The 24132-nt window shown below is 32.1% G+C and carries 29 protein-coding genes; 14 read left to right on the plus strand and 15 right to left on the minus strand.

Annotation, left to right across the window (positions count from 1 at the left end; genetic code table 11):
• Window positions 1-4: 4 nt before the first annotated feature.
• Together ruvX and GQ47_RS11440 are read right to left on the minus strand one after the other, a co-directional pair.
• Entirely contained in the window at window positions 5-421 is a 417-nt protein-coding gene (gene ruvX / locus GQ47_RS11435; RefSeq protein ID WP_035648572.1) for a Holliday junction resolvase RuvX, read from the minus strand.
• A 155-nt stretch (window positions 422-576) separates the two neighbouring features.
• Window positions 577-1209 (minus strand): PAS domain-containing protein, encoded by a 633-nt coding sequence (locus tag GQ47_RS11440; protein ID WP_035648575.1) that lies wholly within the window; start codon window positions 1207-1209, stop codon window positions 577-579.
• 281 nt (window positions 1210-1490) lie between these two features.
• Between GQ47_RS11440 and GQ47_RS11445 the strand changes: the two genes are divergently transcribed.
• On the plus strand, window positions 1491-2306 hold the full coding sequence (locus tag GQ47_RS11445; RefSeq protein WP_035648576.1) for a 2,3,4,5-tetrahydropyridine-2,6-dicarboxylate N-succinyltransferase: 816 nt from the start codon (window positions 1491-1493) through the stop codon (window positions 2304-2306).
• Between the two features lie 54 nt (window positions 2307-2360).
• Here GQ47_RS11445 and GQ47_RS11450 read toward each other — a convergent pair whose 3' ends face one another.
• The 3 genes from GQ47_RS11450 to GQ47_RS11460 all read right to left on the minus strand — a co-directional run bounded on the left by GQ47_RS11450 (window position 2361) and on the right by GQ47_RS11460 (window position 4877).
• A complete protein-coding gene (locus tag GQ47_RS11450) occupies window positions 2361-3110 on the minus strand; it encodes a glycosyltransferase family 2 protein (protein ID WP_035648578.1) in 750 nt (249 codons plus the stop codon).
• An 8-nt stretch (window positions 3111-3118) separates the two neighbouring features.
• Window positions 3119-3832, minus strand: a complete 714-nt coding sequence (locus GQ47_RS11455) for a polysaccharide deacetylase family protein (protein ID WP_035648581.1) — start codon at window positions 3830-3832, stop codon at window positions 3119-3121.
• Between the two features lie 295 nt (window positions 3833-4127).
• Window positions 4128-4877, minus strand: a complete 750-nt coding sequence (locus GQ47_RS11460) for a glycosyltransferase family 2 protein (protein ID WP_035648584.1) — start codon at window positions 4875-4877, stop codon at window positions 4128-4130.
• Window positions 4878-5004: 127 nt separating this feature from the next.
• Between GQ47_RS11460 and GQ47_RS11465 the strand changes: the two genes are divergently transcribed.
• Together GQ47_RS11465 and GQ47_RS11470 are read left to right on the plus strand one after the other, a co-directional pair.
• Window positions 5005-6069: a glycosyltransferase family 9 protein gene (locus GQ47_RS11465; RefSeq protein ID WP_035648586.1), complete on the plus strand. Its 1065-nt coding sequence runs from the start codon at window positions 5005-5007 to the stop codon at window positions 6067-6069.
• Window positions 6070-6080: 11 nt separating this feature from the next.
• On the plus strand, window positions 6081-6848 hold the full coding sequence (locus GQ47_RS11470) for a glycosyltransferase family 2 protein (RefSeq protein WP_035649356.1): 768 nt from the start codon (window positions 6081-6083) through the stop codon (window positions 6846-6848).
• Here the strand turns inward: GQ47_RS11470 and GQ47_RS11475 are convergent.
• Together GQ47_RS11475 and GQ47_RS11480 are read right to left on the minus strand one after the other, a co-directional pair.
• Window positions 6829-7596 (minus strand): protein kinase family protein, encoded by a 768-nt coding sequence (locus GQ47_RS11475; RefSeq protein WP_035648588.1) that lies wholly within the window; start codon window positions 7594-7596, stop codon window positions 6829-6831. The genes GQ47_RS11470 and GQ47_RS11475 overlap by 20 nt on opposite strands.
• Before the next feature lie 15 nt (window positions 7597-7611).
• Window positions 7612-8385, minus strand: a complete 774-nt coding sequence (locus GQ47_RS11480) for a DUF5672 family protein (RefSeq protein WP_035649359.1) — start codon at window positions 8383-8385, stop codon at window positions 7612-7614.
• Window positions 8386-8574: 189 nt separating this feature from the next.
• On the opposite strand from GQ47_RS11480, the gene GQ47_RS11485 reads away from it, so the two are divergent.
• The gene (locus tag GQ47_RS11485; RefSeq protein WP_035648591.1) at window positions 8575-9135 is read left to right on the plus strand and encodes an L-threonylcarbamoyladenylate synthase; all 561 of its coding nucleotides are present in this window, start codon (window positions 8575-8577) and stop codon (window positions 9133-9135) included.
• 63 nt (window positions 9136-9198) lie between these two features.
• Here GQ47_RS11485 and GQ47_RS11490 read toward each other — a convergent pair whose 3' ends face one another.
• Window positions 9199-10323, minus strand: a complete 1125-nt coding sequence (locus tag GQ47_RS11490) for a cysteine desulfurase family protein (protein WP_035648594.1) — start codon at window positions 10321-10323, stop codon at window positions 9199-9201.
• A gap of 86 nt (window positions 10324-10409) precedes the next feature.
• Between GQ47_RS11490 and GQ47_RS22885 the strand changes: the two genes are divergently transcribed.
• A complete protein-coding gene (locus GQ47_RS22885; RefSeq protein ID WP_051951498.1) occupies window positions 10410-11405 on the plus strand; it encodes a hypothetical protein in 996 nt (331 codons plus the stop codon).
• A 148-nt stretch (window positions 11406-11553) separates the two neighbouring features.
• Here GQ47_RS22885 and GQ47_RS11500 read toward each other — a convergent pair whose 3' ends face one another.
• Window positions 11554-12105, minus strand: a complete 552-nt coding sequence (locus tag GQ47_RS11500) for a Smr/MutS family protein (protein ID WP_035648597.1) — start codon at window positions 12103-12105, stop codon at window positions 11554-11556.
• Window positions 12095-12280 carry a hypothetical protein gene (locus GQ47_RS11505; RefSeq protein WP_035648599.1) on the minus strand — a complete coding sequence of 62 codons (186 nt, stop codon included), beginning with the start codon at window positions 12278-12280 and terminating at the stop codon, window positions 12095-12097. Before GQ47_RS11505 ends, GQ47_RS11500 begins: the two co-directional genes overlap by 11 nt.
• A 124-nt stretch (window positions 12281-12404) precedes the next feature.
• Here GQ47_RS11505 and GQ47_RS11510 point away from each other — a divergent pair, with 124 nt between their 5' ends.
• Window positions 12405-12671 carry a DUF2752 domain-containing protein gene (locus GQ47_RS11510; RefSeq protein ID WP_238567985.1) on the plus strand — a complete coding sequence of 89 codons (267 nt, stop codon included), beginning with the start codon at window positions 12405-12407 and terminating at the stop codon, window positions 12669-12671.
• A gap of 11 nt (window positions 12672-12682) precedes the next feature.
• Here the strand turns inward: GQ47_RS11510 and GQ47_RS11515 are convergent, their stop codons facing one another.
• Window positions 12683-13384 carry a DUF1003 domain-containing protein gene (locus GQ47_RS11515; protein WP_035648602.1) on the minus strand — a complete coding sequence of 234 codons (702 nt, stop codon included), beginning with the start codon at window positions 13382-13384 and terminating at the stop codon, window positions 12683-12685.
• Between the two features lie 182 nt (window positions 13385-13566).
• Here GQ47_RS11515 and GQ47_RS11520 point away from each other — a divergent pair, with 182 nt between their 5' ends.
• The 4 genes from GQ47_RS11520 (at window position 13567) to GQ47_RS11535 (ending at window position 16923) form a co-directional block, all read left to right on the plus strand.
• Complete coding sequence (locus GQ47_RS11520; protein WP_035648603.1) at window positions 13567-14358, plus strand: serine O-acetyltransferase; 792 nt, start codon at window positions 13567-13569, stop codon at window positions 14356-14358.
• A gap of 2 nt (window positions 14359-14360) precedes the next feature.
• Window positions 14361-15248: a cysteine synthase CysM gene (gene cysM / locus GQ47_RS11525; RefSeq protein ID WP_035648606.1), complete on the plus strand. Its 888-nt coding sequence runs from the start codon at window positions 14361-14363 to the stop codon at window positions 15246-15248.
• Window positions 15249-15372: 124 nt separating this feature from the next.
• Window positions 15373-16359, plus strand: a complete 987-nt coding sequence (locus GQ47_RS11530) for an aldo/keto reductase (protein ID WP_035648607.1) — start codon at window positions 15373-15375, stop codon at window positions 16357-16359.
• Between the two features lie 156 nt (window positions 16360-16515).
• The gene (locus GQ47_RS11535) at window positions 16516-16923 is read left to right on the plus strand and encodes a hypothetical protein (RefSeq protein WP_035649365.1); all 408 of its coding nucleotides are present in this window, start codon (window positions 16516-16518) and stop codon (window positions 16921-16923) included.
• 11 nt (window positions 16924-16934) lie between these two features.
• Here the strand turns inward: GQ47_RS11535 and GQ47_RS11540 are convergent, their stop codons facing one another.
• Entirely contained in the window at window positions 16935-17984 is a 1050-nt protein-coding gene (locus tag GQ47_RS11540) for a sensor histidine kinase (RefSeq protein ID WP_035648609.1), read from the minus strand.
• 159 nt (window positions 17985-18143) lie between these two features.
• Between GQ47_RS11540 and rlmD the strand changes: the two genes are divergently transcribed.
• The 3 genes from rlmD to GQ47_RS11555 are packed head-to-tail and all read left to right on the plus strand — an operon-like array spanning window position 18144 to window position 20912.
• Entirely contained in the window at window positions 18144-19556 is a 1413-nt protein-coding gene (gene rlmD, locus GQ47_RS11545; protein ID WP_035648611.1) for a 23S rRNA (uracil(1939)-C(5))-methyltransferase RlmD, read from the plus strand.
• An 11-nt stretch (window positions 19557-19567) separates the two neighbouring features.
• A complete protein-coding gene (locus GQ47_RS11550; protein ID WP_035648613.1) occupies window positions 19568-20125 on the plus strand; it encodes a DUF6452 family protein in 558 nt (185 codons plus the stop codon).
• Window positions 20097-20912 carry a DUF6048 family protein gene (locus GQ47_RS11555; protein WP_035649368.1) on the plus strand — a complete coding sequence of 272 codons (816 nt, stop codon included), beginning with the start codon at window positions 20097-20099 and terminating at the stop codon, window positions 20910-20912. The genes GQ47_RS11550 and GQ47_RS11555 overlap by 29 nt, the downstream gene beginning before the upstream one ends.
• Before the next feature lie 72 nt (window positions 20913-20984).
• Here GQ47_RS11555 and GQ47_RS11560 read toward each other — a convergent pair whose 3' ends face one another.
• The 3 genes from GQ47_RS11560 to GQ47_RS11570 all read right to left on the minus strand — a co-directional run bounded on the left by GQ47_RS11560 (window position 20985) and on the right by GQ47_RS11570 (window position 23229).
• Complete coding sequence (locus GQ47_RS11560; protein ID WP_035648616.1) at window positions 20985-21677, minus strand: aspartate/glutamate racemase family protein; 693 nt, start codon at window positions 21675-21677, stop codon at window positions 20985-20987.
• A 16-nt stretch (window positions 21678-21693) separates the two neighbouring features.
• Complete coding sequence (locus GQ47_RS11565; RefSeq protein WP_035648618.1) at window positions 21694-21930, minus strand: hypothetical protein; 237 nt, start codon at window positions 21928-21930, stop codon at window positions 21694-21696.
• Between the two features lie 141 nt (window positions 21931-22071).
• On the minus strand, window positions 22072-23229 hold the full coding sequence (locus tag GQ47_RS11570; RefSeq protein WP_035648619.1) for a THUMP domain-containing class I SAM-dependent RNA methyltransferase: 1158 nt from the start codon (window positions 23227-23229) through the stop codon (window positions 22072-22074).
• Window positions 23230-23364: 135 nt separating this feature from the next.
• Here GQ47_RS11570 and GQ47_RS11575 point away from each other — a divergent pair, with 135 nt between their 5' ends.
• Window positions 23365-24129, plus strand: a complete 765-nt coding sequence (locus tag GQ47_RS11575; RefSeq protein ID WP_035648621.1) for a class I SAM-dependent methyltransferase — start codon at window positions 23365-23367, stop codon at window positions 24127-24129.
• Window positions 24130-24132 lie beyond the last annotated feature (3 nt).

Genomic DNA, 24132 nt, shown 5'->3' on the forward strand with positions numbered 1-24132 from the left:
AAACTTAAAATCGGTTAGAAGAAAGATAGTCTTGAAGCATAATCGTTGCAGAAATTTCATCGATCAGTCCTTTGTTCTGACGCTGTTTTTTGCTCAGTCCGCTGTCGATCATGGTCTGAAAAGCCATTTTTGAAGTAAAACGCTCATCGACACGAACCACTTTCATATCAGGAAAAATATTCGAAAAATGAGTTACAAAACCTTTTATTATTGAAGCACTTTCAGATGGCTGACCATTCATTTGTTTTGGTTCGCCAATTAAAACGACTTCGACTTTTTCTTTGGCAAAATAATCTTTTAAAAAGTCAATTACAGTATTGGTCGGGATTGTAGTTAGGCCCGATGCAATAATCTGCATTTCATCAGTAACAGCAATTCCGGTACGTTTTTGTCCGTAATCTATGGAAAGGATTCTTGGCATTTTATATTTTTTTCAAAGGTAATCATTTTAGTATTTTCTTTTCAAGAATATCAAAAGCTAGCTTTCTATTTATTTCAAAAAGAAAATAAAAAAATCCGCTTTAAAAACTTCAAAGCGGATCTTTTCCAAAATATTCAAAACCCTAAAAATTCAATTTATCTATTAAATAGTCTTCTAAAAAAACCTCTTTCCTCCTCTTCTTCCTCCTCCGTTTGTTGTTCGTACTGTAAAAATTTAGATTGGGATTTTTCATGTTCAAGAATTAACTCCTTAATATATTCAACATACGTTCTCTTTTTCTCTTCCAGAAATCCAATTAAATACTTTTCACTGAATTCAACACCGCTTGCTGCTTCAATCTGTAAAAGCTTTTTATATAAAGGTTCAATATGTAAAGAAACCACTTCGTGCGGAACAGATTGTCTTCTTCCAAAATAATTGACAATTACCCCATTTTCATCTTTTGCAATTTCAAAATCAGTAATAACCCAATAGTATCTGCCTGATTTTGCTAAGTTTTTCACAATTGCATGAAAATTTTTTCCTTGTTTAAGATTTTCCCAAAGCACTTTAAAAATAACTTTTGGCATATCAGGATGCCGAATAATATTATGTGGCTGCCCCATCAATTCATAATCTTCATAACCTGAAACATCAACAAATACTTCATTGGCATATTCAATAATACCAAACGCATTTGTTTTACTCATTATAACTTGCGTTTTATCCCAAGTAACTTCTTTGTCAATTACTGTAACTTTATTCTGGAGCTGATTTTCCTGATTCATGATCTACTGCTTATATAATTTGTTTTGGAATGGTTTTTATTAATTCTGTTTTTTCAGAATTAACGCCGCGAAAGTAGTCCGAAGAAAAAAGGTAAAATCTGATTTTTGTCATATTTTGATATAAAAAAAACTTTTAGTGGCTCATATGAAAATAAAAACACGGATCAAATTCTTTAATTTATCAAATTAAAAACAAAATGTTACATATATAACATTTTCAAAAAGGTTTTACTTTTCCGCTTTTCTACAAATACGCTATCTTTGCCAAAAATTAAAACTATATGAATTCTTTACAGACTATAATTGAACAAGCTTGGGAAAACAGAGCTTTATTGCAAGAAACTGCTACAACTGATGCTATCAGAGAAGTTATCGAATTAGTAGATGCGGGAAAATTACGTGTTGCTGAACCAGTTGGTGACGGATGGCAGGTAAACGAATGGGTGAAGAAAGCTGTTGTAATGTATTTCCCAATTCAAAAAATGGAAACATGGGAATCTGGTATTTTTGAATACCATGACAAAATGTTGCTAAAAAGAAATTATGCTGAAAAAGGAATTCGTGTAGTACCAAACGCAGTTGCACGTTACGGAGCTTATATTTCAAGTGGTGTGATCTTAATGCCAAGTTATGTAAATATTGGTGCTTATGTTGACGAAGGAACTATGGTTGACACTTGGGCAACTGTTGGAAGCTGTGCACAAATTGGTAAAAACGTTCACTTGAGTGGTGGTGTTGGAATTGGTGGTGTTTTAGAGCCATTGCAAGCTGCTCCAGTAATTATTGAAGATGGTGCTTTTATTGGTTCACGTTGTATTGTTGTAGAAGGTGTTCACGTTGGAAAAGAAGCTGTTCTTGGCGCTAACGTTTGTTTGACTGCTTCAACAAAAATTATTGATGTTACTGGTGATGAGCCGGTTGAAATGAAAGGTTTTGTTCCTGCTCGTTCAGTTGTGATTCCGGGAAGTTATACTAAGAAATTTGCTGCTGGAGAATTCCAAGTTCCATGCGCATTAATTATTGGTACTCGTAAACCATCTACAGATTTGAAAACTTCATTAAATAATGCACTTCGTGAATACGATGTTGCTGTTTAATTTACAGTCTTAAATAAATAAAAAACGGAATGATTAATCATTCCGTTTTTTTTATCATTTATTTTTTCGCTGAAGTTTTAAAAGCTTAGCATATTTCATATAGGAGAAAAAAGCTTGAATCATTGAAAATGTTAGTCCATCTAATCCGTTTACAAAACCTTTTTTAAAAAAATAACATCTTACAAAAGCTACCGTTCCGTTTAATATTGGTTTAAAACTATTTACTCTTTTTCCTTGCTCGTAAAGCTGTTGTGCATGCCAGGTTGAATATAAATTTTTCTTATTTATAAATTGGTCAAAACTTTCCCAAGCATAGTGATTGATATGCACTTTTAAATGTGCTTTATTATTTCCTGAAACCTTTTGATGCACTCTGTCTTTTGACGGAGAAGCAGTTTTTTTATTAAAAAAACGTGCTGTTTTGTCAGGATACCAGCCTGCAAAGTCTATTTTCTTTCCTCCTAAATAATTATACAATCTAAAAGTAAAAACATCAAAATCTTGATTTTCGTATTTTCTCGACATTATGAAGTTTTCGGCGTCTTGGGCCAAAATCTCATCAGCATCCAGATTTAAAATCCAGTCATTTTTACAATATTGAAGTCCATGAATTCTTTGCGGTCCATCTCCTAAAAACATTTGAGAGATAACTTTAGCTCCTTTTTCTTCTGCAATTTTTACTGTATTATCAGCACTTAATGAATCTATAACAATTACTTCGTCACAAATTCTAAACAGAGCGTCTATACATTTCCCAATATTTTTTTCTTCATTATAGGTTATTACCAATCCGCTGATTTCCATGTTTTTCTTTAAAATAATTTAAGTTTCCCAATCCTCAATTTTAACCTAAATCTAAACAGACTGTCTTCTCCTTTTATGTCTATTCTTTTAACCAAATAATTATTTTTAAAAGGAAATTTATTTACTCTGTTTCCAATTCTTAAACCATAATTCATGCCATTTTCACGCATAATTTTTTCAAAAACAGCAAATTGAACCTCTTTCTTTGCATAATTACCAAATGGATACGCCAAAACAGGTTTTATATCTAATTGATGTTCTCTAATAAAATTATTTGACTTTATAAAATCAGCTTCTAATTCCTCTTTTGATAATGAACTATATCTTTTATGCTCAAAAGAATGATATCCTAATTCGATTAGATTACCGTCCAAACCTTTCAACTGCTCAACACTCATTATTTTCTCTTTTCCTTCAATCCAGTAATCAAAATTTCCAACGAAAGAAAATGGTATAAAAAAAGATGCTTTTATTTGGTATTTTTCAAGTAAAGGCACTGCGTACAAAAGTTGACACTCTGTAACATCATCAAAAGTGATTATAATGCTTTTTGAAGGCAGTGTTTTTAAATTCTCTAAATCTTTAAAATGAAATGTTGTATAATTATTATCGCGAAGAAATTTTAATTGCGATTCTAATTTTGACACAGAAATACTTAAGTCAAAAGATTTAGCTTCATCTTCAACTACGTTGTGGTACATTAAGATTGGTAACTTTGACATGTATTTTTTTTTTGCAAATCTATATATTAATAGCATTATTTATAACAAAAATTAAAAAATTATGTTAAAAAATAATATTGATGTAAAATACGCGTTTGTTAGCTCCTTTTTATTTTACCAAAACACTAATAATCAGTAAATTAAAAAATATATGCTCAATAAAAAATACCCAATTATAAAACTAAATAGCTTTATTTTAGGAGAAATTAAATAATGTTTTAGATACACTTAAATTTTTTTTGCTCTAATAAAGAAACATTTTAAGCAAAAAATAAAATATTCGTTGTCTGTATTTTTATTTTAGCTTTTTTTGAAGTTTTAAAAGCTTAGCATATTTCATATAAGAGAAAAAACTCTGAATCATTGCGATGGATAACCCGTCTATGCCATTAAAAATTCCCCTCTTAAAAAAATAACATCGTACAAAAGATACTACTCCATTAATTATAGGTTTAAAAGCATTAATTCTTTTTCCCTGATCAAATAATTGTTGTGCGTGCCAGCCCGAATATTGATTTTTCTTAGCAATAATCTGATCCAAAGAATCCCAGCCATAATGCAAAATATGTACGGCTACTTTCTTTTCATTTTGAGTGATGATTTTTTGATGCACTTTAGATTCAGAAGGATGAGCCGTTTGCTTGTTGAAAAAACGAACTTTGTTATCCGGATACCAACCCGAAAAATCAATTAATTTGTCTGCTAAAAAGTTTTTTACCCTAAAACTGAAAGCATCATAATTTCCTTCTAAATATTTTTCATTGAGAATAAATTCTTCGGCATCTTTATCCAGAAACTCATCGGCATCGAGATTTAAAATCCAGTCATTTTTGCAATAAGGCAAACCATGAGTACGTTGTGGTCCATCACCCAAAAAAGCCTGCTCAATTACTGTTGCGCCTTTTTCTTTGGCAATTTCAACGGTACGATCCTTACTGAAAGAATCTACAATAATAACTTCATCGCATACTTTAAACAAAGCATCAATACATTTTCCTATATTCTTTTCTTCATTAAATGTAATGACAAGGCCGCTAATTTTCATTCTAAATCTGATTTGGTGAAAGCAAAAATACGTCTTTTTTTAAACTTGTCTATCCTTATTCAGTATTCGATTTGTACACTTGATAAAATTGTTTGTACTTTAGCCTACAAATTGAACATAGAAATAAATGAGGATATTAGTTATTCAGCAGAAAAGAATTGGAGACGTATTAACAAGTACAATAATTTGTAACAACTTAAAAGCCAAGTTTCCAGAATCAAAGATAGACTATATGTGTTATCCAAATTCTGTGGATGTACTAAAGGAAAATCCGAATATTGACACCATTATTCCGTTGACAAATACGGTACGAAAAGCAATTCCCTCTTTATTTAAATTTATTTTTCAAATTAGAAGAAAAAAATACGATGCTGTAATTGATGTGTACAGTAAATTAGAAACGAATTTGATTACCTTATTTTCTGGTGCGAAGTATAAAGTTTCGTATTCGAAATGGTATTCTAATGTATTTTATAATTATAGCTACGAAAGATTAGATGCCGTAAAATCAGAATTTGGATTGGCAATTGAAAACAGATTAATGCTTCTAAAACCATTCATTTCAGAAAAAATTACAGATGTAAAACCAAAAATCTTTTTAAAAGAATCTGAAATTACTGAAGCTAAAAATCTACTGAAAAACTATAATGTCGATACTGAAAAACCATTAATTATGTTTGGTATTTTAGGAAGCGAGTTCTACAAAACTTATCCTTTGGACGGAATGGCTAAAATTATCGACTTTACTGTTGCTAAAACGAATGCTACTATTATTTTCAATTATATTCCGGATCAAAAAGAACAAGCTTTAGAAGTTTATAATTATTGTTCTGAAGAAACTAAAAAGCACATTATTTTTGATTTGTATTGCACTGAACTTCGTCCATTTTTAGCGTTGCTTTCTCAATGTGAAATGTTAATAGGAAACGAAGGGGGAGCCGTAAATATGGCAAAAGCATTAGAAATCCCGACTTTCTCCATTTTTACACCATCGGTGCGGAAAGAAACCTGGCAAACATTTGAAAATGAAGCAAAAAATGTATCAATCCATTTAAAGGATTTGAAACCAGAAATCTACGCGCAGCACACAGAACAATACATTAAAGAGCATACTTTTGAATATTATGCAGAGTATCCTTTAGAACTTATGCTAAAAAAATTGGAAGCTTATTTTCAGGAATATAAAAATTGAAAAGCATTCAAATGAATGAAAAGCAAAAATTATCAGTTCTGATTATTACGCTAAATGAAGAACATCGCATAAAATCTCTTTTAGAAGATATTGATTTTGCCGATGAAATAATTGTTGTAGATTCCTTCAGCACTGATCAAACTGTCGCTATTGTGGAGTCTTTTTCAAATGTCAGACTGATTCAGAATCAATTTATCAACTATACTTCTCAACGTAATTTTGCCTTAGATCAGGCAAAAAACGAATGGGTTTTATTTCTTGATGCAGATGAAAAATTAACGCCTGAATTGAAATCGGAAATTCTTTCTACAATTAATAATCAAAATGCTGCAAGTGCGTATTTGATATACAGAACTTTTATGTTCAAAAATAGAAAACTGAATTTCAGCGGCTGGCAAACTGATAAAATTTTTAGGCTTTTCAATAAATCAAAGTGCAGATACAATGAAGAAAGAATGGTGCACGAAAAGCTTATTGTAAATGGTAAAATTGCTGTCTTAAAAAATAAAATTATTCATTTCTCCTATATTTCTTTTCAGGATTATAAAGAAAAAATGTATAAATATGGGGTTTTCAAGGCTAATGAAAAATTAAAAAAAGGACAGAAACCATCTCTTTTTTTAATGGTTTTCCATCCTGTTTATACTTTTTTATATCAATATTTAATTCGGCTTGGCATTTTAGATGGCGCAAAAGGAATTACGATTTGCTATCTAAATGCTTATAGTATTTTTGTGCGTTATAAAGAACTTGACAGAATTACTTCTTCCAGAATTTAAGTTTCTTTTTTAGACGTTTTTTTCTATAAAACTGTTCCTGAAAATCGGCTGTCATTTTCCATAAAGTATCAAAAATCTTTTGTTCAGATTCAGGATAATATTTGGCATATTCATTACTCATAACAGCAACCATTTCCTTTAAAGGAGTTAAGCGACAAAGATTTTTCATGCGCATTTCAAAAGGCATGGATTCATGAAAATTCATTCGGTTTAAATCCACTAAAAAGAAATCATATTTACCTTCATCTCTTTTTTTAATTAACGTATTTCCAGGCGAATGATCCAGAAATTCAATTCCCTTTTCGTGCAAATCAAAACTAAATTTTGTAAACTGTCTTAAAATATTTTCACGATCCGGATAATCAGGAATTTCGACCAATTCTCTATACGTTAATTCTGTAACCAAATGCTCGCTTACATAATAACTGTCTTTTAAACCAATAAAATTGAAGTTTTCAAGAAAAGCAATTGGCATAGGTGTTCCAATTCCTTTTTCCAGCAAAATTGTAGCGTATTCGAACGAACGTCTTGCTTTTGATTTTCGGAAATACTTGTAAGCAATTTTATTGATGATATTCGGAATTTTGAACGATTTGATATTAATTGTTTTCCCATTTACAGGAATCAATTTAATTTTATTTCGAACGCCATAACCAAAAAGTTCACCCGCAGAATCAAAATTTTTGATAGCCGAAAGAACATCTTTTGAACTTACTATTGAATCAGAAAATTTAAATTTTGTAATCATACTTAATTAAAAAAATTAATATTGATTTAGTATTGGTTTCCAAAAATCAATCACTTTTGGCTTATTTATAGCATGACAACCAAACGGAAGTTCATTGTTTGTTAATTTCATTGCTAAATCAGGCTTTCTGTCTATTGCAAAATAAACGGCTTCTTTATAATCTGGAATTCTGAAATCAGAATCAAATTCTTTTGCTTTCAAAGACCAAAAAACATCTTCGGTTGCATGTAATTTCTTCTCTTTTTCTGTTAAAAAATCAGAAATAAATTGTTCTTGTTCTTTTGCAATAGCAAAATGTGAAGCAACTTTACGTAAAGAAAGACCTCCATTACCAACTTTAAAGAAAATCTGCTGACGCTCTTTTTTCTTTTTTGACCAAAACAAACTTGCTATTTTATTTGATAAAGAATTTTCTGAAGTTGCAATCCAGGGCGCGCCAATGTAATCATAACCTTTATTACACCATTCCGCCAATTCATTTTTAAAAACAAAAGCATCTAGCTGATAAATTAAAATATATTCTGAATCCAAAAAGCTTTCATAAAATAGTGGTCGCAATAATAATTCATTATAACCATCTATAGTCGCAAAATAGTCTTTAGAAAAGCTTTTAAAAGTCAAATTTTGATGTTTCTCCGAAAGATAAGAATGATTTAATCCTTCAGGATGCACAATTACAATTTCATAATCTTTTAAGACCTTACAACATTGCAAAAATGATTTCTCTTCAAGTTCACCAAAATATTCCTTATACACAGGAATAACAACTTTTACTAGATTTTTAGACATATTTTGTTTAAAATTGATATTAAATTGAACCTCAAATGTCGCTTCATCAAGCGTCTTATTTGCGAATTCTAACTCGAGCAACAAAAATAACCTTATAAATTACAAAAACTTCATTATTCTGAATTAAATTTCAACTTTTTACCAACTAGAAAGATTATTTTTGCATTATAATAATACTCTTTTTTTACAATGAACGAAGAAATAATCAAAGCTTACGAAGTTATCAAAGAAGGCGGTATCATTCTTTATCCGACTGATACAGTGTGGGGAATTGGATGTGACGCAACTAATGCTGAAGCTGTTGCAAAAATCTATAAATTAAAACAACGTGCCGAAACTCAAAGTATGATTGTTTTGATGAACGGAGAAAAAATGATATACAATGTTTTCAAAAATATTCCCGAAGTTGCTTGGCAGATCTGGGATTTATCTGAAAAACCAACCACTTTAATTCTTGACGATGCCAGAAATGTTGCTCCAAATATTATTGCTGCCGACAAATCTTTGGGAGTACGTTTGGTAAAAGAACCTTTCTGCTTCAAATTGATGGAAAGAATGAAAAAACCTTTAGTTTCAACTTCAGCCAATATTTCAGGACAACCAACACCTCTAAGTTTTAAAGATATTAGTCCCGAAATTATTAATGGTGTTGATTATGTTGTAAAACTAAACCAAGATAAAATCAACGGAAAATCTTCTACAATTATCAAGTTGACAAACGATTCACAAGTAAAAGTGATTCGTAAATAATCTTTTGTTTCAGGTTTCAAGTTTCAAGTTCGCTTAAAACCTGAAACTTGAAACCTGAAACTTTTAAACAGTTTTAAGACTCTCAATAAGCCAATCGATATCTTCTTTAGTGTTATAATGACTAAATGAAATTCGGAGATTTGGTAATTTTAAATCCGTCTCCGATAACATTTCTTTTAAAACATGCGATGGCTTGATACTTCCTGACTGACAGGCACTTCCTCTTGAAACTGCAATTCCTTTCATATCGAGACTAAACAACAACATCGAAGTTTTATCTGAAGAAAAAGGTAAAATAATATTGATGATATTGTAGAAATCTTCTTTTTTTCCATTAATTCTAAAACCAGGAAAATGAATTTCTAACTGCTCGATCAGGTATGTTTTTAAATCTGAAATATAAGCTCTTTCCTGATTTAAATTTTCATAAGAAATAGCTAATGCTTTTGCCATTCCGGCAATTTGATGAACGGCTTCGGTTCCGGCACGAAGTCCTTTTTCTTGTTCACCTCCAAAAATAAGAGGCTGTAAACCTGAATTTTTACGAACAAAAGCAAATCCAATTCCTTTTGGACCATGAAATTTATGAGCACTTGCCACTATAAAATCAACCGGTATTTTTTGAAGATCAATCTCCGTTTTTCCAACAGATTGTACCGTATCTGAATGAAACAAAGCATTATATTGTTTGCAGATTACTCCAACTCTTTCCAAATCTAAAATTGTTCCGGTTTCATTATTAACATGCATCAAACTAACAATCGTCTTTTTATTTTCAGACAATAAATTAGATAAATGCGTTAAATCGATGCTTCCATCCGGATTTACATTCACATAATCAACCTGAATTCCGTAATCTGATTCCAGCGCTAAAACTGCATATAAAACAGCGTGATGTTCAATTTTTGAAGTAATAATTCGCTCCACTTTCAAATCTTCAACTGCTGAACGCAAAATCCAGTTATCAGCTTCAGTTCCGCCAGAAGTAAAAATAATTTCCTGAGCCGAACAATTTAAATGTTTTGCAATGCTTTTTCTTGAAAGTTCCAAAATGGTTTTTCCATTTCGCCCAAAACTATGCGTAGAAGATGGATTTCCAAAATCTTCCGTCATAACTTTTGTCATTTCCTGAATTACTTCAGGGCGCATAGCACTTGTAGAGGCGTTGTCGAGATATACTTTTTTCATTACTGCAAAGTTATGAAATATCAATTGTCCAATCTTCAATATCATTTGCCAAAATTTTCACTATTTTTGACCCAAATAAAATTACGATGAAAAAATATGTAAGCCTTCTATTCTTTGCGTTTTTATTAAACGGTTGTGATGATGGTGATTTAACTGTAGAAACGATTGATTTTAAAGATGTGACCGCAACAAGTTGTGATCCTACAACCAATACTTTGATCTACAAACTTAAGCCTCAGGAAGCTATCATTTTGCAAATACCAACAGGTACACTTGCAACGCAGCCTGATACTTTAACTTACAATCTTAACAATAGTACTTATCGCTTTTTTTACAGAACTTATGATGGCGCGATAACAAAATCAAATATTTGTGATGCAATACCACCTGCAACTCCAAATATTAATCAGGAATGGTACGCAATTGGCGGAGAAATAGAAATTGTTACTTCAGCAATTTATAAAACTCCTCCTCCTTCAGACGGACATACAGAAATTGAAGGTTATAATCATAATATTACTTTCAACGGAATAACTTTTTCTAAACCGGGACCAACTCAAGTTGAAGATAATTTTGTTTTTGGAGACTTTAAAACAACCGTTACTCCAGTTGTAGTTGCTTTTACAGATGAAGTAGCAAAGTATTGTGATGTTCAGAAAAAAGTTTACAATAACAATTTATCAAATTCATTAGTAATTGAAAATTTAGATAAAGACTTAATTAAAGATGAAGATACACCTATTGGACAACCAAGAAAAAGCTTGATCAATATTAGTAGTGGCAGCCCGGCAGTTATTTCAAATAATGTTTATTACAGAACATACAACAACAATTTACCTGAACCTGTAAGAGATTATTATTGTACCAATACTACGCCAACAAGCCCAACTGTAAAAGAAACTTGGATAGGTGTTACAGGTAAAGAAAATGTAAGTGGTATTATTGAAGTCACTACAACACATACAAATCAAGTTTATAAGCATAAAGTTGTATTACGAAATGCAAGTATGAAACAAGGAAACAGTACTTTTAAACTGGCAACCGAATTTGTTCTAGGAACAGTGACAACCATTAAACCTTAAAAAGGAATTTAAAAAGAAGAATAAAAATTACTTTTAAATTCCTACAAAAAAAATCCGTTTTTCAAGCTGATTTCGCTAATCGAATCAGAATGAAAAACGGGTTTTTTTTATGCCTTTAAAACAACAACTTTAAAGCATAAAAAATAAATTATTTATTGTTTTGCCTAAAATAAACTTCGGTTGCACCAAGTCCATATTTTTGATAATTGGCATCCTGAAAATCTATTCCGTCGTAACGGCCTAATAAAAAATCAAGTTCGGCTTTTAAAATTCCTTCGCCAACACCGTGAATAAAAACGATTTTTGGAATTCTGTTTTTGATCGCAAATTCAATGTGCCTTCTTGCTGTTTCTGTTTGTAAAGTCAGAATATCATAATTTGACATTCCGCGTTTATTTGGAACCAGTTTTTCGATGTGCAAATCAAATTCCGGAGCCGAAATTTCGCGTTTATCTTTCTTTTCTTTCACAAAACTTCTTGGTTTCGGCTCTGCTTTCTCTTTTGAAATCGAATCTAAATCAATTCTTTTAATAGAATTCATTAAATTACTGGAATCTTGAATTTTAAGCAATTCGTTGACAAAAAATGTCATCATAAAACCATCCTCAGTTTCAATCAAAACTTCCTTATTTTTCACAGAAACAACCGTTCCGTTTATAGCTTCGTCTAAAACCGAAACCTTATCTCCTTTACTCAACATCGTCTTCTTCTTTATCTTGATTTTTACTTGGAGTTTTCGCACTCAACTGCATCATTCCATACATGAAAACTACAATTGCAATAATCATGATATAGATATTTTTTTCTTCTGAAACTTGCTCATACAACGCTACTCCAATCGCAAGAATCATTATTAAAATTTTTAAACCTTTCATTTTTTTTAGCTTATAAGAATTCAAAAGTATAAAACTTTAAAATAGCAGTTTGGTTCTTCCAAAATGTTATCCAATATTTTTTTGTAAAATTGCAAAAAACATCCCCTTGAATTTAGAAAATTATATGATCCCCTGCCTGTTCAAAACCTACTTCGGATTTGACTGTCTCGGCTGTGGTTTTCAGCGTGCTTTATTCTTACTTTTTCAGGGTGAGTTTTTAGCCGCTTTCAAAATGTATCCTGCACTTTATTCTACTCTTTTATTTTTGGGTTTTGTTGTTTTTTATTTTTTCAACAAATCAAAAAAGAATAAAAAACTGGTTTGGAATTTCGCTTTACTAAATCTTGTTTTTGTAATTGCCGGCTATTTTCTCAAGCACTTTTATCTGTAATTTTGTAAGAATTATTTTTTGATCTGGCTTAAAATATCGTTCATCATTTCGATTTGTACTTTTTGAATTTCGATCAATTCCTGTTGCTGATGCATTATCAAATGATCGATTTTATCATGAATCATTCTGATTTCTAATTCTGATTTTAGGTTAATCATAAAATCTTTTTTCGCCCTGCTTCTGTCTTTTTCTTCCTGGCGATTTTGACTCATCATTATGACCGGTGCCTGCAATGCTGCGATACAGGATAAAATCAAATTCAGCAAAATAAATGGGTACGGGTCAAAACCTTTGTTCATCAAAACAAAAACATTTGCACCAATCCAGATTGCGATAAAAACAACAAACGAAATAATAAAGGTCCAGCTTCCGCCAAAATCAGCCACTTGATCAGCCACTTTTTGCCCAAAACTACGAGATTCGTCTTCATCTTCAACAATACTCACAATTGATCTATCTTCTTTTAAAGATGAAATAACACTTTTCTCAAGATCTGAAAGCACACCGATTTCTCTGGATAAATAGTTAGAAATATACATTTGACGATATTCACTCAATTCCTGAACCGATATACAATCATCATCACAAAAAGTGGGATGATCTTTTATAATTAGGCCTAAAATCGGATCATGAATTGATTTTCCGCAGATTTTCTCGTTTTCCGAAAATTCAATACCAGAAATTGCGCTTTTAAAACTTGAATTATTTTTCATTTTTATAAATTTTACATGCTAATTTAAGCATTTAAGCATTTAAGTTTTATAATAAATAATCTTTCGCTGATTTATCACAAATACGACAATCAACACAAAATTTCTTTAGTTAAAACCTGTCTTTATTTACAAAAAACGCCTTACTTTTAACGTTTCAAAATATCCAATCAATTTAATCAATTGTGACAAAAGACACTATCATACAAAATATCAAAGCTTTAAAAAGCCATTCAAACATAAATTACGGAATCAAAACTAAAACAGAAGACTTTACCGAGAAGCTTTTTTATACCCTTTTTGATTCGAATGCCGCTTTAGACGAAAGCATCAATGATCTTGAAATTCGTTTTAAAGAGATCGCCGTTTTGGCTTGTCAAAAACCTGAAAATTTATGCGAATCCATTTGGGACAAGTTTCTGGAAAAGCTTCCTACAGTTTTAGAAAAACTAAATCAGGATGCAGCCTATATTTTAGAAAATGACCCAGCATCAAACAGTATTGACGAAGTTTATTTGGGTTATCCCGGTTTTTATGCCATTGCAATTTACAGATTAAGCCACGAATTATACTTGCTCGATTTGTTATTATTCTCCAGATTAATGAGCGAATACGCGCACCGAATTACCGGAACTGACATTCATGCCGGAGCTCAGATCGCATCGCCATTTTTTATCGATCACGCTACAGGAATCGTTATTGGCGAGACAACTGTTATCGAAAAACATGTAAAAATATATCAAGGTGTAACTCTTGGTGCTTTGAGTGTTAGCAAAGACATGAAAAATGCAAAACGTCATCCAACTGTAGAAAAAAATGTTTGCATTTATGCCAATGCCACAATTTTGGGCGGAGAAACTATTATTGGAAAAAATAGTATTGTAGGCGGAAATGCCTGGATTACAAAATCAATTCCGGCAGATTCCATCGTTTTAAATACCACTACAACTGAAGTAAAAATAAAAGAAAAAAAATAACAATGAGTCCACAGAAATTGCTTAACCTAATTGGAAATACTCCATTGATGGAAACTGTCAATTTGGTTAAAAATAAAAACGTAAAGCTTTTGCTTAAACTCGAAGGAAATAATCCTGGCGGAAGTGTAAAAGACAGAGCTGCATACAATATGATTGCATCTGCCTTAGAAAGAGGCGAAATTAAAAAAGGTGACAAACTAATCGAAGCAACCAGCGGCAATACCGGAATTGCTTTAGCAATGATTGCACAATTATTTGGTATAGAAATCGAATTAGTCTTGCCTGAAGATTCTACAAAAGAAAGAACTCAAACCATGCGTGCTTATGGCGCTACAGTAATTTTAACACCTGCCGATGAAGGAATTATTGGATCAAGAGATTATGCCGACAAAAAAGTTGCTGAAGGCGGTTATTTGATGCTGAATCAGTTTGCAAATGATGACAACTGGAAAGCACATTACAAAACAACCGGACCTGAAATTTGGAATGATACTGAAGGAACAGTAACGCATTTTGTTTCAGCAATGGGAACTACAGGAACGATTATTGGAACTTCAACTTATTTAAAAGAAAAAAATCCAGCAATTCAGATTATTGGTGCACAACCAAGCGATGGATCTCAAATTCCAGGAATCCGCAAATGGCCTCAGGAATATTTGCCGAAAATTTTTGACGCTTCAAAAGTAGACAGTGTTATAGATGTAAGCGAAGAAGAAGCCAGAATAATGACAAAAAGACTAGCACTTGAAGAAGGTGTTTTTGCCGGAATGAGCAGTGGTGGTTCTGTTGCTGTTGCCCTTAAACTCGCCGAACAATTAGAATCTGGTGTTGTGGTTGCTGTTATCTGCGATCGCGGCGATCGCTATTTGTCTTCGGATTTATTTGATTAAAAAAAGACGCTAAGGTTCTAAGTTGCTAAGATTCTAAGGTTTCCTTACTTTATCTACAATTTAAGCATCTCAGCAATTTAAAATAAAAAATCTTAGCAACTCAGAACCTTAGCAACTTAAAAAAATGAACTACAGAAAACTAGGAAAAACGAACTTTAATATCTCAGAAATCTCACTTGGAACTTGGCAAGTTGGAGGAAAATGGGGATCAGGATTTGATGATAAAATAGCCGATGCGCTTATAAATACTGCAATTGACAATGGCGTTAATTTTATTGACACTGCTGATGTTTATGAAAATGGATTAAGTGAAACTGCTGTTGGGCGTGTTGTACGCTCAAGATCAGAACGCATTTATGTTGCTACAAAATGCGGACGCCAAATTAATCCGCATATAAATGACGGTTATCAGCCAAAAGTGCTTCAAAAATTTGTTGAAGACAGTTTAAAAAGAACGGGATTAGAAACTCTCGATTTGATTCAACTGCACTGTCCTCCTACCGAAGTTTATTATCGTCCGGAAATTTTTGAACTTTTTGACCGATTAAAAGATCAGGGGAAAATTTTAAATCTTGGTGTAAGTGTTGAAAAAGTTGAGGAAGCTTTAAAAGCAATCGAATATTCAAATGTAACTACGGTTCAGATTATTTTCAATTTGTTTCGTCAACGTCCATCTCAATTATTTTTGTCTGAAGCAAAGAAAAAAGATATCGGAATCATTGCACGTGTTCCATTAGCAAGTGGTCTTTTAACGGGCAAATTTGATTCAAAAACCACTTTTGAACCTCAGGATCATCGTAATTTTAATCGTAACGGAGATGCTTTTGATAAAGGCGAAACATTTTCAGGAATTGATTATGAATTAGGATTAAAAGCCGTTGAAGAATTAAAAGCTTTATTTCCAGAAAATCCAAACCTTGCACCAATTGCATTGCAATGGATTTTGAATTTTGAAGAAATCAGCTGCATTATTCCTGGCGCTTCAAAAGCAGATCATGTACTATCGAATTTATCTGTTTATGATCTTCCTAAAATAAGCCCGGAAAAAATCATTGCAATGAATGCGATTTATGAAAAGTATATAAAACCATCGGTTCACCATTTATGGTAATTTTTTGAGGCACTGAGGTTCTAAGGTGCTAAGGTTCTAAGTTTTTTTTAATCTTAGTACCTTAGAATCTTAGCAACTTAGCCCCTTTTTTTAAATCCACGCAACCTTTTTTGAATCCGCACATCTATGTATATAACTAACATTCAATCACTAACCATGAAAAAATTAAGTTTTATACTAGCTACTCTTTGTGTACTGTTTGTGTCGTGTAATAATGATGAAAATAACGACAATCATCAAGAAGAAGACCATCAAAAATTAGAAAAAATGTATCAGGAAATTGTAACGCTCTCTCAAGTGAATACACAAACCTGTACAGATTCTAAAGATTGGGATTTTACTGCTATTGGTGCAAAAGCTTGTGGAGGACCAGAACAATTTATTATTTATTCTAAAAAAATAAATACAGCCGAATTTCTGGCTAAAGTAAAAACCTATACTGACGCAAAAGCAGCATTTAATGTAAAATGGAATATTTCTTCAACCTGTGATGTTCCCATTCCACCAGATGGAATTGGTTGCGTTGATGGGAAACCAGTAATCTTAAAAAATACCGCTTTTTAAGCGCAATAAAGCTAAAGCTCAAATTCAATTTTGAACTCAGCTCCTTTATTTTTTCCTTCGCTGGCAGCGCTCAAGGTACCTTTATGACGTTCAATAATTTTTTTACATAAATAAAGACCTATTCCGGTTGACAGCTCATTGGCTGTTCCTAATCGGCTCATTTTAGTGAATTTTTTGAATAATTCTTCGATTTGATTTTTATCAAAACCAACACCTTTATCCGCTACGACGATTGCTAATTTAGCATCATCTTTATAAATACGAACTTTAACCTCGCTGTCGAAATAAGAGAATTTTATTGCATTACTGATTAAATTCACCAAAACCTGAACCAGTAAACCTTCATCAATTCTAAGGTCGGCTTCAGAAGTCTCTAAATTTAAATCTAACGTAATATTTTTGTCCAACAAACGCTGTTCAACCTGTTCATTGATAAACGGCACAATACTCGGGAAATTTATAGTTTTTGCTTCGGGATTTATTTTCACTACCTGATCTTGTTCCTTCAGAAGTTTTATAAAATTTTCAATATAGCGAAACTGCAAATTAGTCGATTCACAAATTAATTCGGCTAAATGTTTAACCGATTCTGACGGGTTTTCGCTTAAAATTAATCTTGCCAACCCTTGTGGATTTCCGGCAAAATTTTTCAAATCATGCGAAAGCATATAAATCAAATCTTGCTTTTCGTTAATAAAACTCTCAGATTCATAAATTGACTCCTGAATATTGCACATCAATAAACCAGCTTCGTCAGTATATTCAGTAGGTAAAACAGAAAGTTTTCGGTTGTTTCTATAATCATCCAAAGATTTTGAAGCGAGAGAAATCGGTTTTATTAATTGCTTCAAAACCAACAACGTAACCAGAGTTGCCAATAATGTCATTATTAATGCAAAAATCAAAATAGAAACAGAAGAAATATCGTGAGATGAAAAAAGTACAAAAAATAAAATACCTATTAAAGGGATGTGGATTCCAATAAATGCAACAAATAAGAATTTAAAAGAATAGCTTTTTTTAAGAAAGCTTATTTGTGACAGATTATGATATAATTTCATAAAAAAATAACAATCTATAGGTTAAAAATCTGGTAACTGGGGTATTTACCAAAAAACAAAGGTAACTTTTAAACTTGATTTATGTGTTAAATTACACAATTTGATAAAATATTTTGAAAATTAAATTTATAAAAGTTTACAAACCCTTATTTTTGCGCTATGGGAAGAAAAAATACAGACAAAGTTGTCTTTCATCAAATTGAAGTTTTAGACGCAGGAGCAAAAGGTGTATCAGTAGCAAAAGCACCAGATGGAAAAGTTATCTTTATTCCAAATGTTGTTCCTGGAGACGTAGTGGATGTACAAACATTCAAAAAAAGAAAAGCATATTACGAAGGAAAAGCCGTAAAGTTTCATGAATTATCAAAACACCGTATCGAACCAATCTGTGATCATTTTGGCGTTTGCGGCGGATGTAAATGGCAAAATATGAAATACAGCCAACAGCTGTATTACAAACAAAATGAAGTAAAAAATCATTTACAACGAATAGGAAAAGTTGAACTTCCTGAATTTGAAGATATTCTAGGTTCAGAAAAACAATTTTTCTATAGAAATAAAATGGAATTTTCGTTTTCTAACAGCCGTTGGTTAACTGAAAAAGAAATTGGAAGCACAGAAGACTTAGGAAATAGAAATGCTTTAGGATTCCATATTCCAAAAATGTGGGATAAAATTCTGGACATCCAAAAATGTCATTTACAGGAAGATCCTTCAAATGCCATCAGAAATGAAATTAGGGCTTTTGCCAATGAACATAATCTGGCTTTCTTTAATCCGAGAGAACATTCTGGATTATTGAGAACTTTGATGATTCGTACTGCTTCAACTGGTGAAATCATGGTTTTGATTCAGTTTTTTGAAGATGACAAAGCAAATCGCGAGTTGGTTTTAGATAATTTATACGAGAAGTTTCCTCAAATTACTTCATTGCAGTATGTTGTGAATGCCAAGCAAAACGATACGATTTACGATCAGGATATTAAACTTTACAAAGGAAGAGATTATATCTTGGAAGAAATGGAAGGTTTGAAATTCAGCATTAATGCTAAATCATTTTACCAGACAAACTCAGATCAGGCTTACGAATTATACAAAATTACACGTGATTTTGCAGGATTAACCGGAAACGAAACCGTTTACGATTTATATACCGGAACGGGAACAATTGCTCAGTTTGTTTCTAAAAAAGCAAAAAAAGTAATTGGTGTAGAAAGTGTTCCTGAAGCTATTTTAGATGCTAAAGCAAATGCAGAACGCAATAATATTACAAATTGCGAGTTTTTTGTTGGAGACATGAAAGTGGTATTCAATGAAAGTTTTATTGCGCAGCACGGAAAACCAGATGTTATTATTACAGATCCGCCAAGAGACGGAATGCATGCATTAGTAATCGACCAAATTTTGAAAATCGCTCCAAAAAAAGTAGTTTATGTAAGCTGTAATTCGGCTACGCAAGCGCGTGATTTAGCTTTAATGGACGAAAAATATAAGGTTACCCGAGTACGTCCGGTCGATATGTTTCCGCAAACGCATCATGTTGAAAATGTTGTACTTTTAGAACTTCGATAATAAAAATATAAATGAGAAAAATAATTTCAATTTTATTGCTTTTTACTTTTGGCTTATCAAGTTGTGAAAAAGATGACATTTGTGATCCAGCTACTCCGACAACACCTCGATTAGTCATTAAATTTTTTAATGCTGATAGTCCGTCAACACCTAAAAACGTTACTAATTTAAAAATAACCGGAAAGGATATGCCTGAAGCGATTATTTTTAATGAAACTGCAACTGGTGAAGCAAAATATTTGACAAATGGTAGCTCTATTTCTATTCCATTAAGAATAAATGAAAATTTTTCGACATTTACTTTTACTCTAGATTCTGGTAATGAAAATGCAGCAGCTATAAATTCAGATGAAGTAAGGTTCAACTATACGCATCAAGATCTTTATGTTTCAAGAGCGTGCGGTTTTAAAACTATTTTCGCACTTGATCCGCTTTCAGATGGACCGCCAATTTCATCCCCATTTATTAAGGTCGACACTGATTCTAAAGGCTTTTGGATGAAACAAATTTATGTAAATGAATATAACATTGAAACAGAAAATGAAACACACATTGAAGTATATTTCTAGTTTTTGCTTATTGTTTTCAATGTTCTTGGCGCAAGCTCAGGAAACACCAACAACTACAGTAACCAAAGAAATTGTTCCCGAAAAACCTAAAACAACTGTTGTAGCAAAACCTGCAGTACAAGAAGTAAAAGCAGATAGTATCAAAACTGATCGCTATGGACTTCGTGTTGGAGTTGATTTGTATAAATTGACTCGTGGTTTTTACGACAAGGATTACAAAGGAATTGAATTTGTTGCTGACTGGCGTTTAACAAAAAAATACTATCTAGCGGCAGAACTTGGTTTTGAAGACAAAACCACTGATGACGACCGACTAAATTCAACAGCAACAGGAACTTATATTAAAGGTGGTTTTGATTACAACTTGTATCAAAACTGGCTTGATATGGAAAACTTAATTACAATAGGTTTACGTGGAGGTTTTAGTACTTTTAGTCAGGAATTAAACAGTTATAAAATTTACAATCCGAATCCTTATTGGGGGGAACAACCTGCAATTGTTGATCATCAAAAATACAACGGACTTACAGCTGGCTGGATTGAAGTTGCAACAGGCATCAAAGCAAAAGTATTCAATAACATATTTGTAGGTTTTGGTGTTCAGCTGAAAATGTTGGTTGCCAATTCAAAACCTGCTGGTTTTGACAATTTATATATTCCTGGTTTTAACCGAACTTATGATGGTAGTTTCGGAATTGGTTTTAACTATACTGTTTCTTATTTCATACCAATTTACAAGAAAAAAACAGTAATTCCTGTACCTGCTAAAACGGCACCTAAAAAATAAAATCATTCATAAAAATAAAAAAGCGACGAATTCTCAATTAGAATTCGTCGCTTTTTTATTTTATTATGAAAATTATGAAAGCTGAAAATCGACAGCCGCTTTTGAATGAATTAGAGCAGTATCAAAAACCGGAACCGAAAGATCTTCAGGTTTTATCACTAATGGAATTTCGGTACAACCTAAAATGATTCCTTCAGCGCCTTTTTTTATTAATTCTTCTGCAATTTCTAAATAACGTTTTTTTGTTTCATCAGTTACAAGTCCGCGGCCTAATTCTTCAAAAATAGTGTAGTGAATAAAATCTTTATCCTCTTGTTTTTCAGGAATTATAGCTTCTATTCCTTTTTGTGTCAATTTATCTTTAAAGAAATCCAATTCCATTGTAAACTTCGTTCCTAATAAACCAACTTTTTTAATTTTTTGTTTTTGAATTTCAACTGCAGTTTCGCTAGCAATATGAATAATTGGAAGATCAATTGCTTTCTCTAATCGGTCAGCAATAAAATGCATGGTATTGGCACATAAAACAATTGCTTCTGCCCCGCCCGATTTTAAGGATTCACATCCTTTAAAGAGCATATTAAAAGTAGATTCCCAATCGTTGTTTTCGTTATTTTTTTTAATATCGGCATAATTGAACGAATAAATCAAACATTCGGAGAAGTTCAGTCCTCCTAATTTTTCATTTATTCCTTCGTTAATAAGTTTATAATAATCTGCTGTTGAAACCCAACTGATTCCGCCAATAAGACCAATTTTCCTCATATTGCCAATTTAAAAATTATCCGATTTCTCTAATTCCTTTTATAAAAATCCATTTCATAAAAAGCTTCTCGCCATCTTTTGTTTTTACAGCCTGAAATTTAGGTCCGATTAGCGTTGCAATAACAAATGAAGTCATTGGAATCCAAAATCCTGTTAAACCAGTATATTGCGCAATAATGAATCTCCCTGCAATAAACAGAATTGCAAATGTTCCTAATTGATATAAAAAAGCTCTTACTTGTAGTTTTGTCATTTTTTTTTAAGTTGCTGAGGTTCTGAGACACTAAGGTTCTAAGGTTTCTCTTCTTTGAACTTATTTTCTTAAAACCTGAATTATCATTTATACTTAAAAACTAAATTTCTTAGTATCTTAGAAACTTAGTCCCTTAGAATCTTATTGCTGAAATTTCGTTCTCTTGCTTCCTTCGTACATTTCGTATTTAACCAAACGTGCTTCTAAACTTCCGTTGAAAAGTTTGATTTTTCTTGAAGGTTTTAGTCCAACAAACTTCAAAGCTTCAAGGTTTGCGGTTATAAACCAAGCGTTTGTTCCTGGATAATTTTTCTTTAAAGTATCGCCAATATTAGCGTAGAATTTCTCCATATGAATATCTAAACGCTCATCATACGGCGGGTTGAAAACAATATGAAGTTTTCCTTCTACTTCTTTTTCAGTGTCAAAAAAATTATCTTCAGAAACCGTTACATAATCTTCTAAATTGGCATTTCTGATATTATCTTTGGCTTTACTGACTGCACTTGGCGCCTTATCAAAACCTTTGATGGTATAATGAAATTCTCTTGTTTTTTTCATCAGACTTTCGATAATGGTATCAAACAAATCATTGTCCCAATCTTTCCATTTCTCGAAAGCAAATTCTTTTCTGTTGATATTTGCCGGAATATTGCAGGCAATCATTGCAGCTTCGGCCAGAAAAGTTCCTGAACCACACATTGGATCAAGAAAATGGCTTTGTCCGTCCCAACCTGATAATAACAGAATTCCTGCCGCCAAAACCTCGTTTATAGGCGCAATATTAGTTGCTGTTCTGTAACCACGCTGATGAAGTGAATTTCCAGAAGTATCCAAAGCAACCGAAACCTGATCTTTATCAATGTGAACATTGATTCTCAAATCTGGATATTGCTTATCGATGCTTGGACGTTGACCCGTTCTTTCTCTAAATTGGTCAACAATAGCATCTTTACATTTTTGAGAAACAAACTCAGAATGATTAAAATAAGTCGAATGCACAGTCGCATCAATCACAAAAGTTTGATTCGCATTTAGCAATTTAGACCAGTTTACACCCGAAATTCCTTTATATAATGCCTGCTCATTATTGGCTCTGAAAGAATAAATAGGTTTTAAAACTTTAAGCGCCGTTCTAAGCGATAAATTGGCTTTATACATAAAACCTTTATCGCCTTTAAAGCTTACCATTCTCACTCCCTTTTCAACATCCTGAGCGCCTAGAGCACGCAATTCCTTCTCCAATATTTCTTCGAAGCCAAAAAAACATTTGGCTATCATTCTAAAATTTTCTTCCATCTTTATTTTTGTATTAAAAAACAACCCCAATCACAGCTGTATCCAAACGTTTATTTAGGTATCATCGCGAAATAGTTATTTTTCGGCAAAAATACACTAAATTTGCGGTACTTTGAATTAATTGAAATAGAATAAATGTCTGAAGCACCAAACTCATCAACACCAAATCAGGAGCGTAACACCGAAAACTGGTTCTCTTCATGGTTTGACACTCCGTATTATCACATTCTTTATAAAGACAGAAATTACAGAGAAGCTCAGATTTTTATGGATAATCTTACTCATTATCTAAATCTTCCTGAAAAAGCAAAAGTTTTAGATTTAGCTTGCGGAAAAGGACGTCATTCTATTTATCTAAACCAACTTGGTTTTGATGTTTTAGGCGCTGATTTGTCTGAAAACAGCATTGCCGAAGCCAGCAAAAATAGCAACGAAACCCTGCATTTTAAAGTACATGACATGCGCGAACCTTTTGAAGAAAAGTTCGATGCGATCTTTAATTTGTTTACCAGTTTTGGCTATTTTGAAAGCGATGACGACAATTTAACGACTTTAAAAGCAATTAAAGAAAGTTTATCTGAATACGGTTTTGCCGTAATTGATTTTATGAACGTGGCTCAGGTTATTGAAACTTTGGTTCCGCAAGAAGTAAAAACAGTTGAAGGAATCGATTTTCATATCAAAAGATATGTAGAAGATGGGCATATTTTTAAGGAAATTGATTTTGAAGATCAAGGCAGAAAATTTCATTTTACTGAAAAAGTAAAAGCTTTAACTTTAAAAGATTTTCAGGATTTAATGGATGAAGCAGGAATTTATCTTTTAGATATTTTTGGAGATTACAAACTCAAAAAATTCCATAAAACCGAAAGCGAACGATTAATCATGATTTTTAAATAGCGT

This window comes from Flavobacterium sp. ASV13 (assembly GCF_000745775.1).
In the GTDB taxonomy this organism is placed as follows: domain Bacteria; phylum Bacteroidota; class Bacteroidia; order Flavobacteriales; family Flavobacteriaceae; genus Flavobacterium.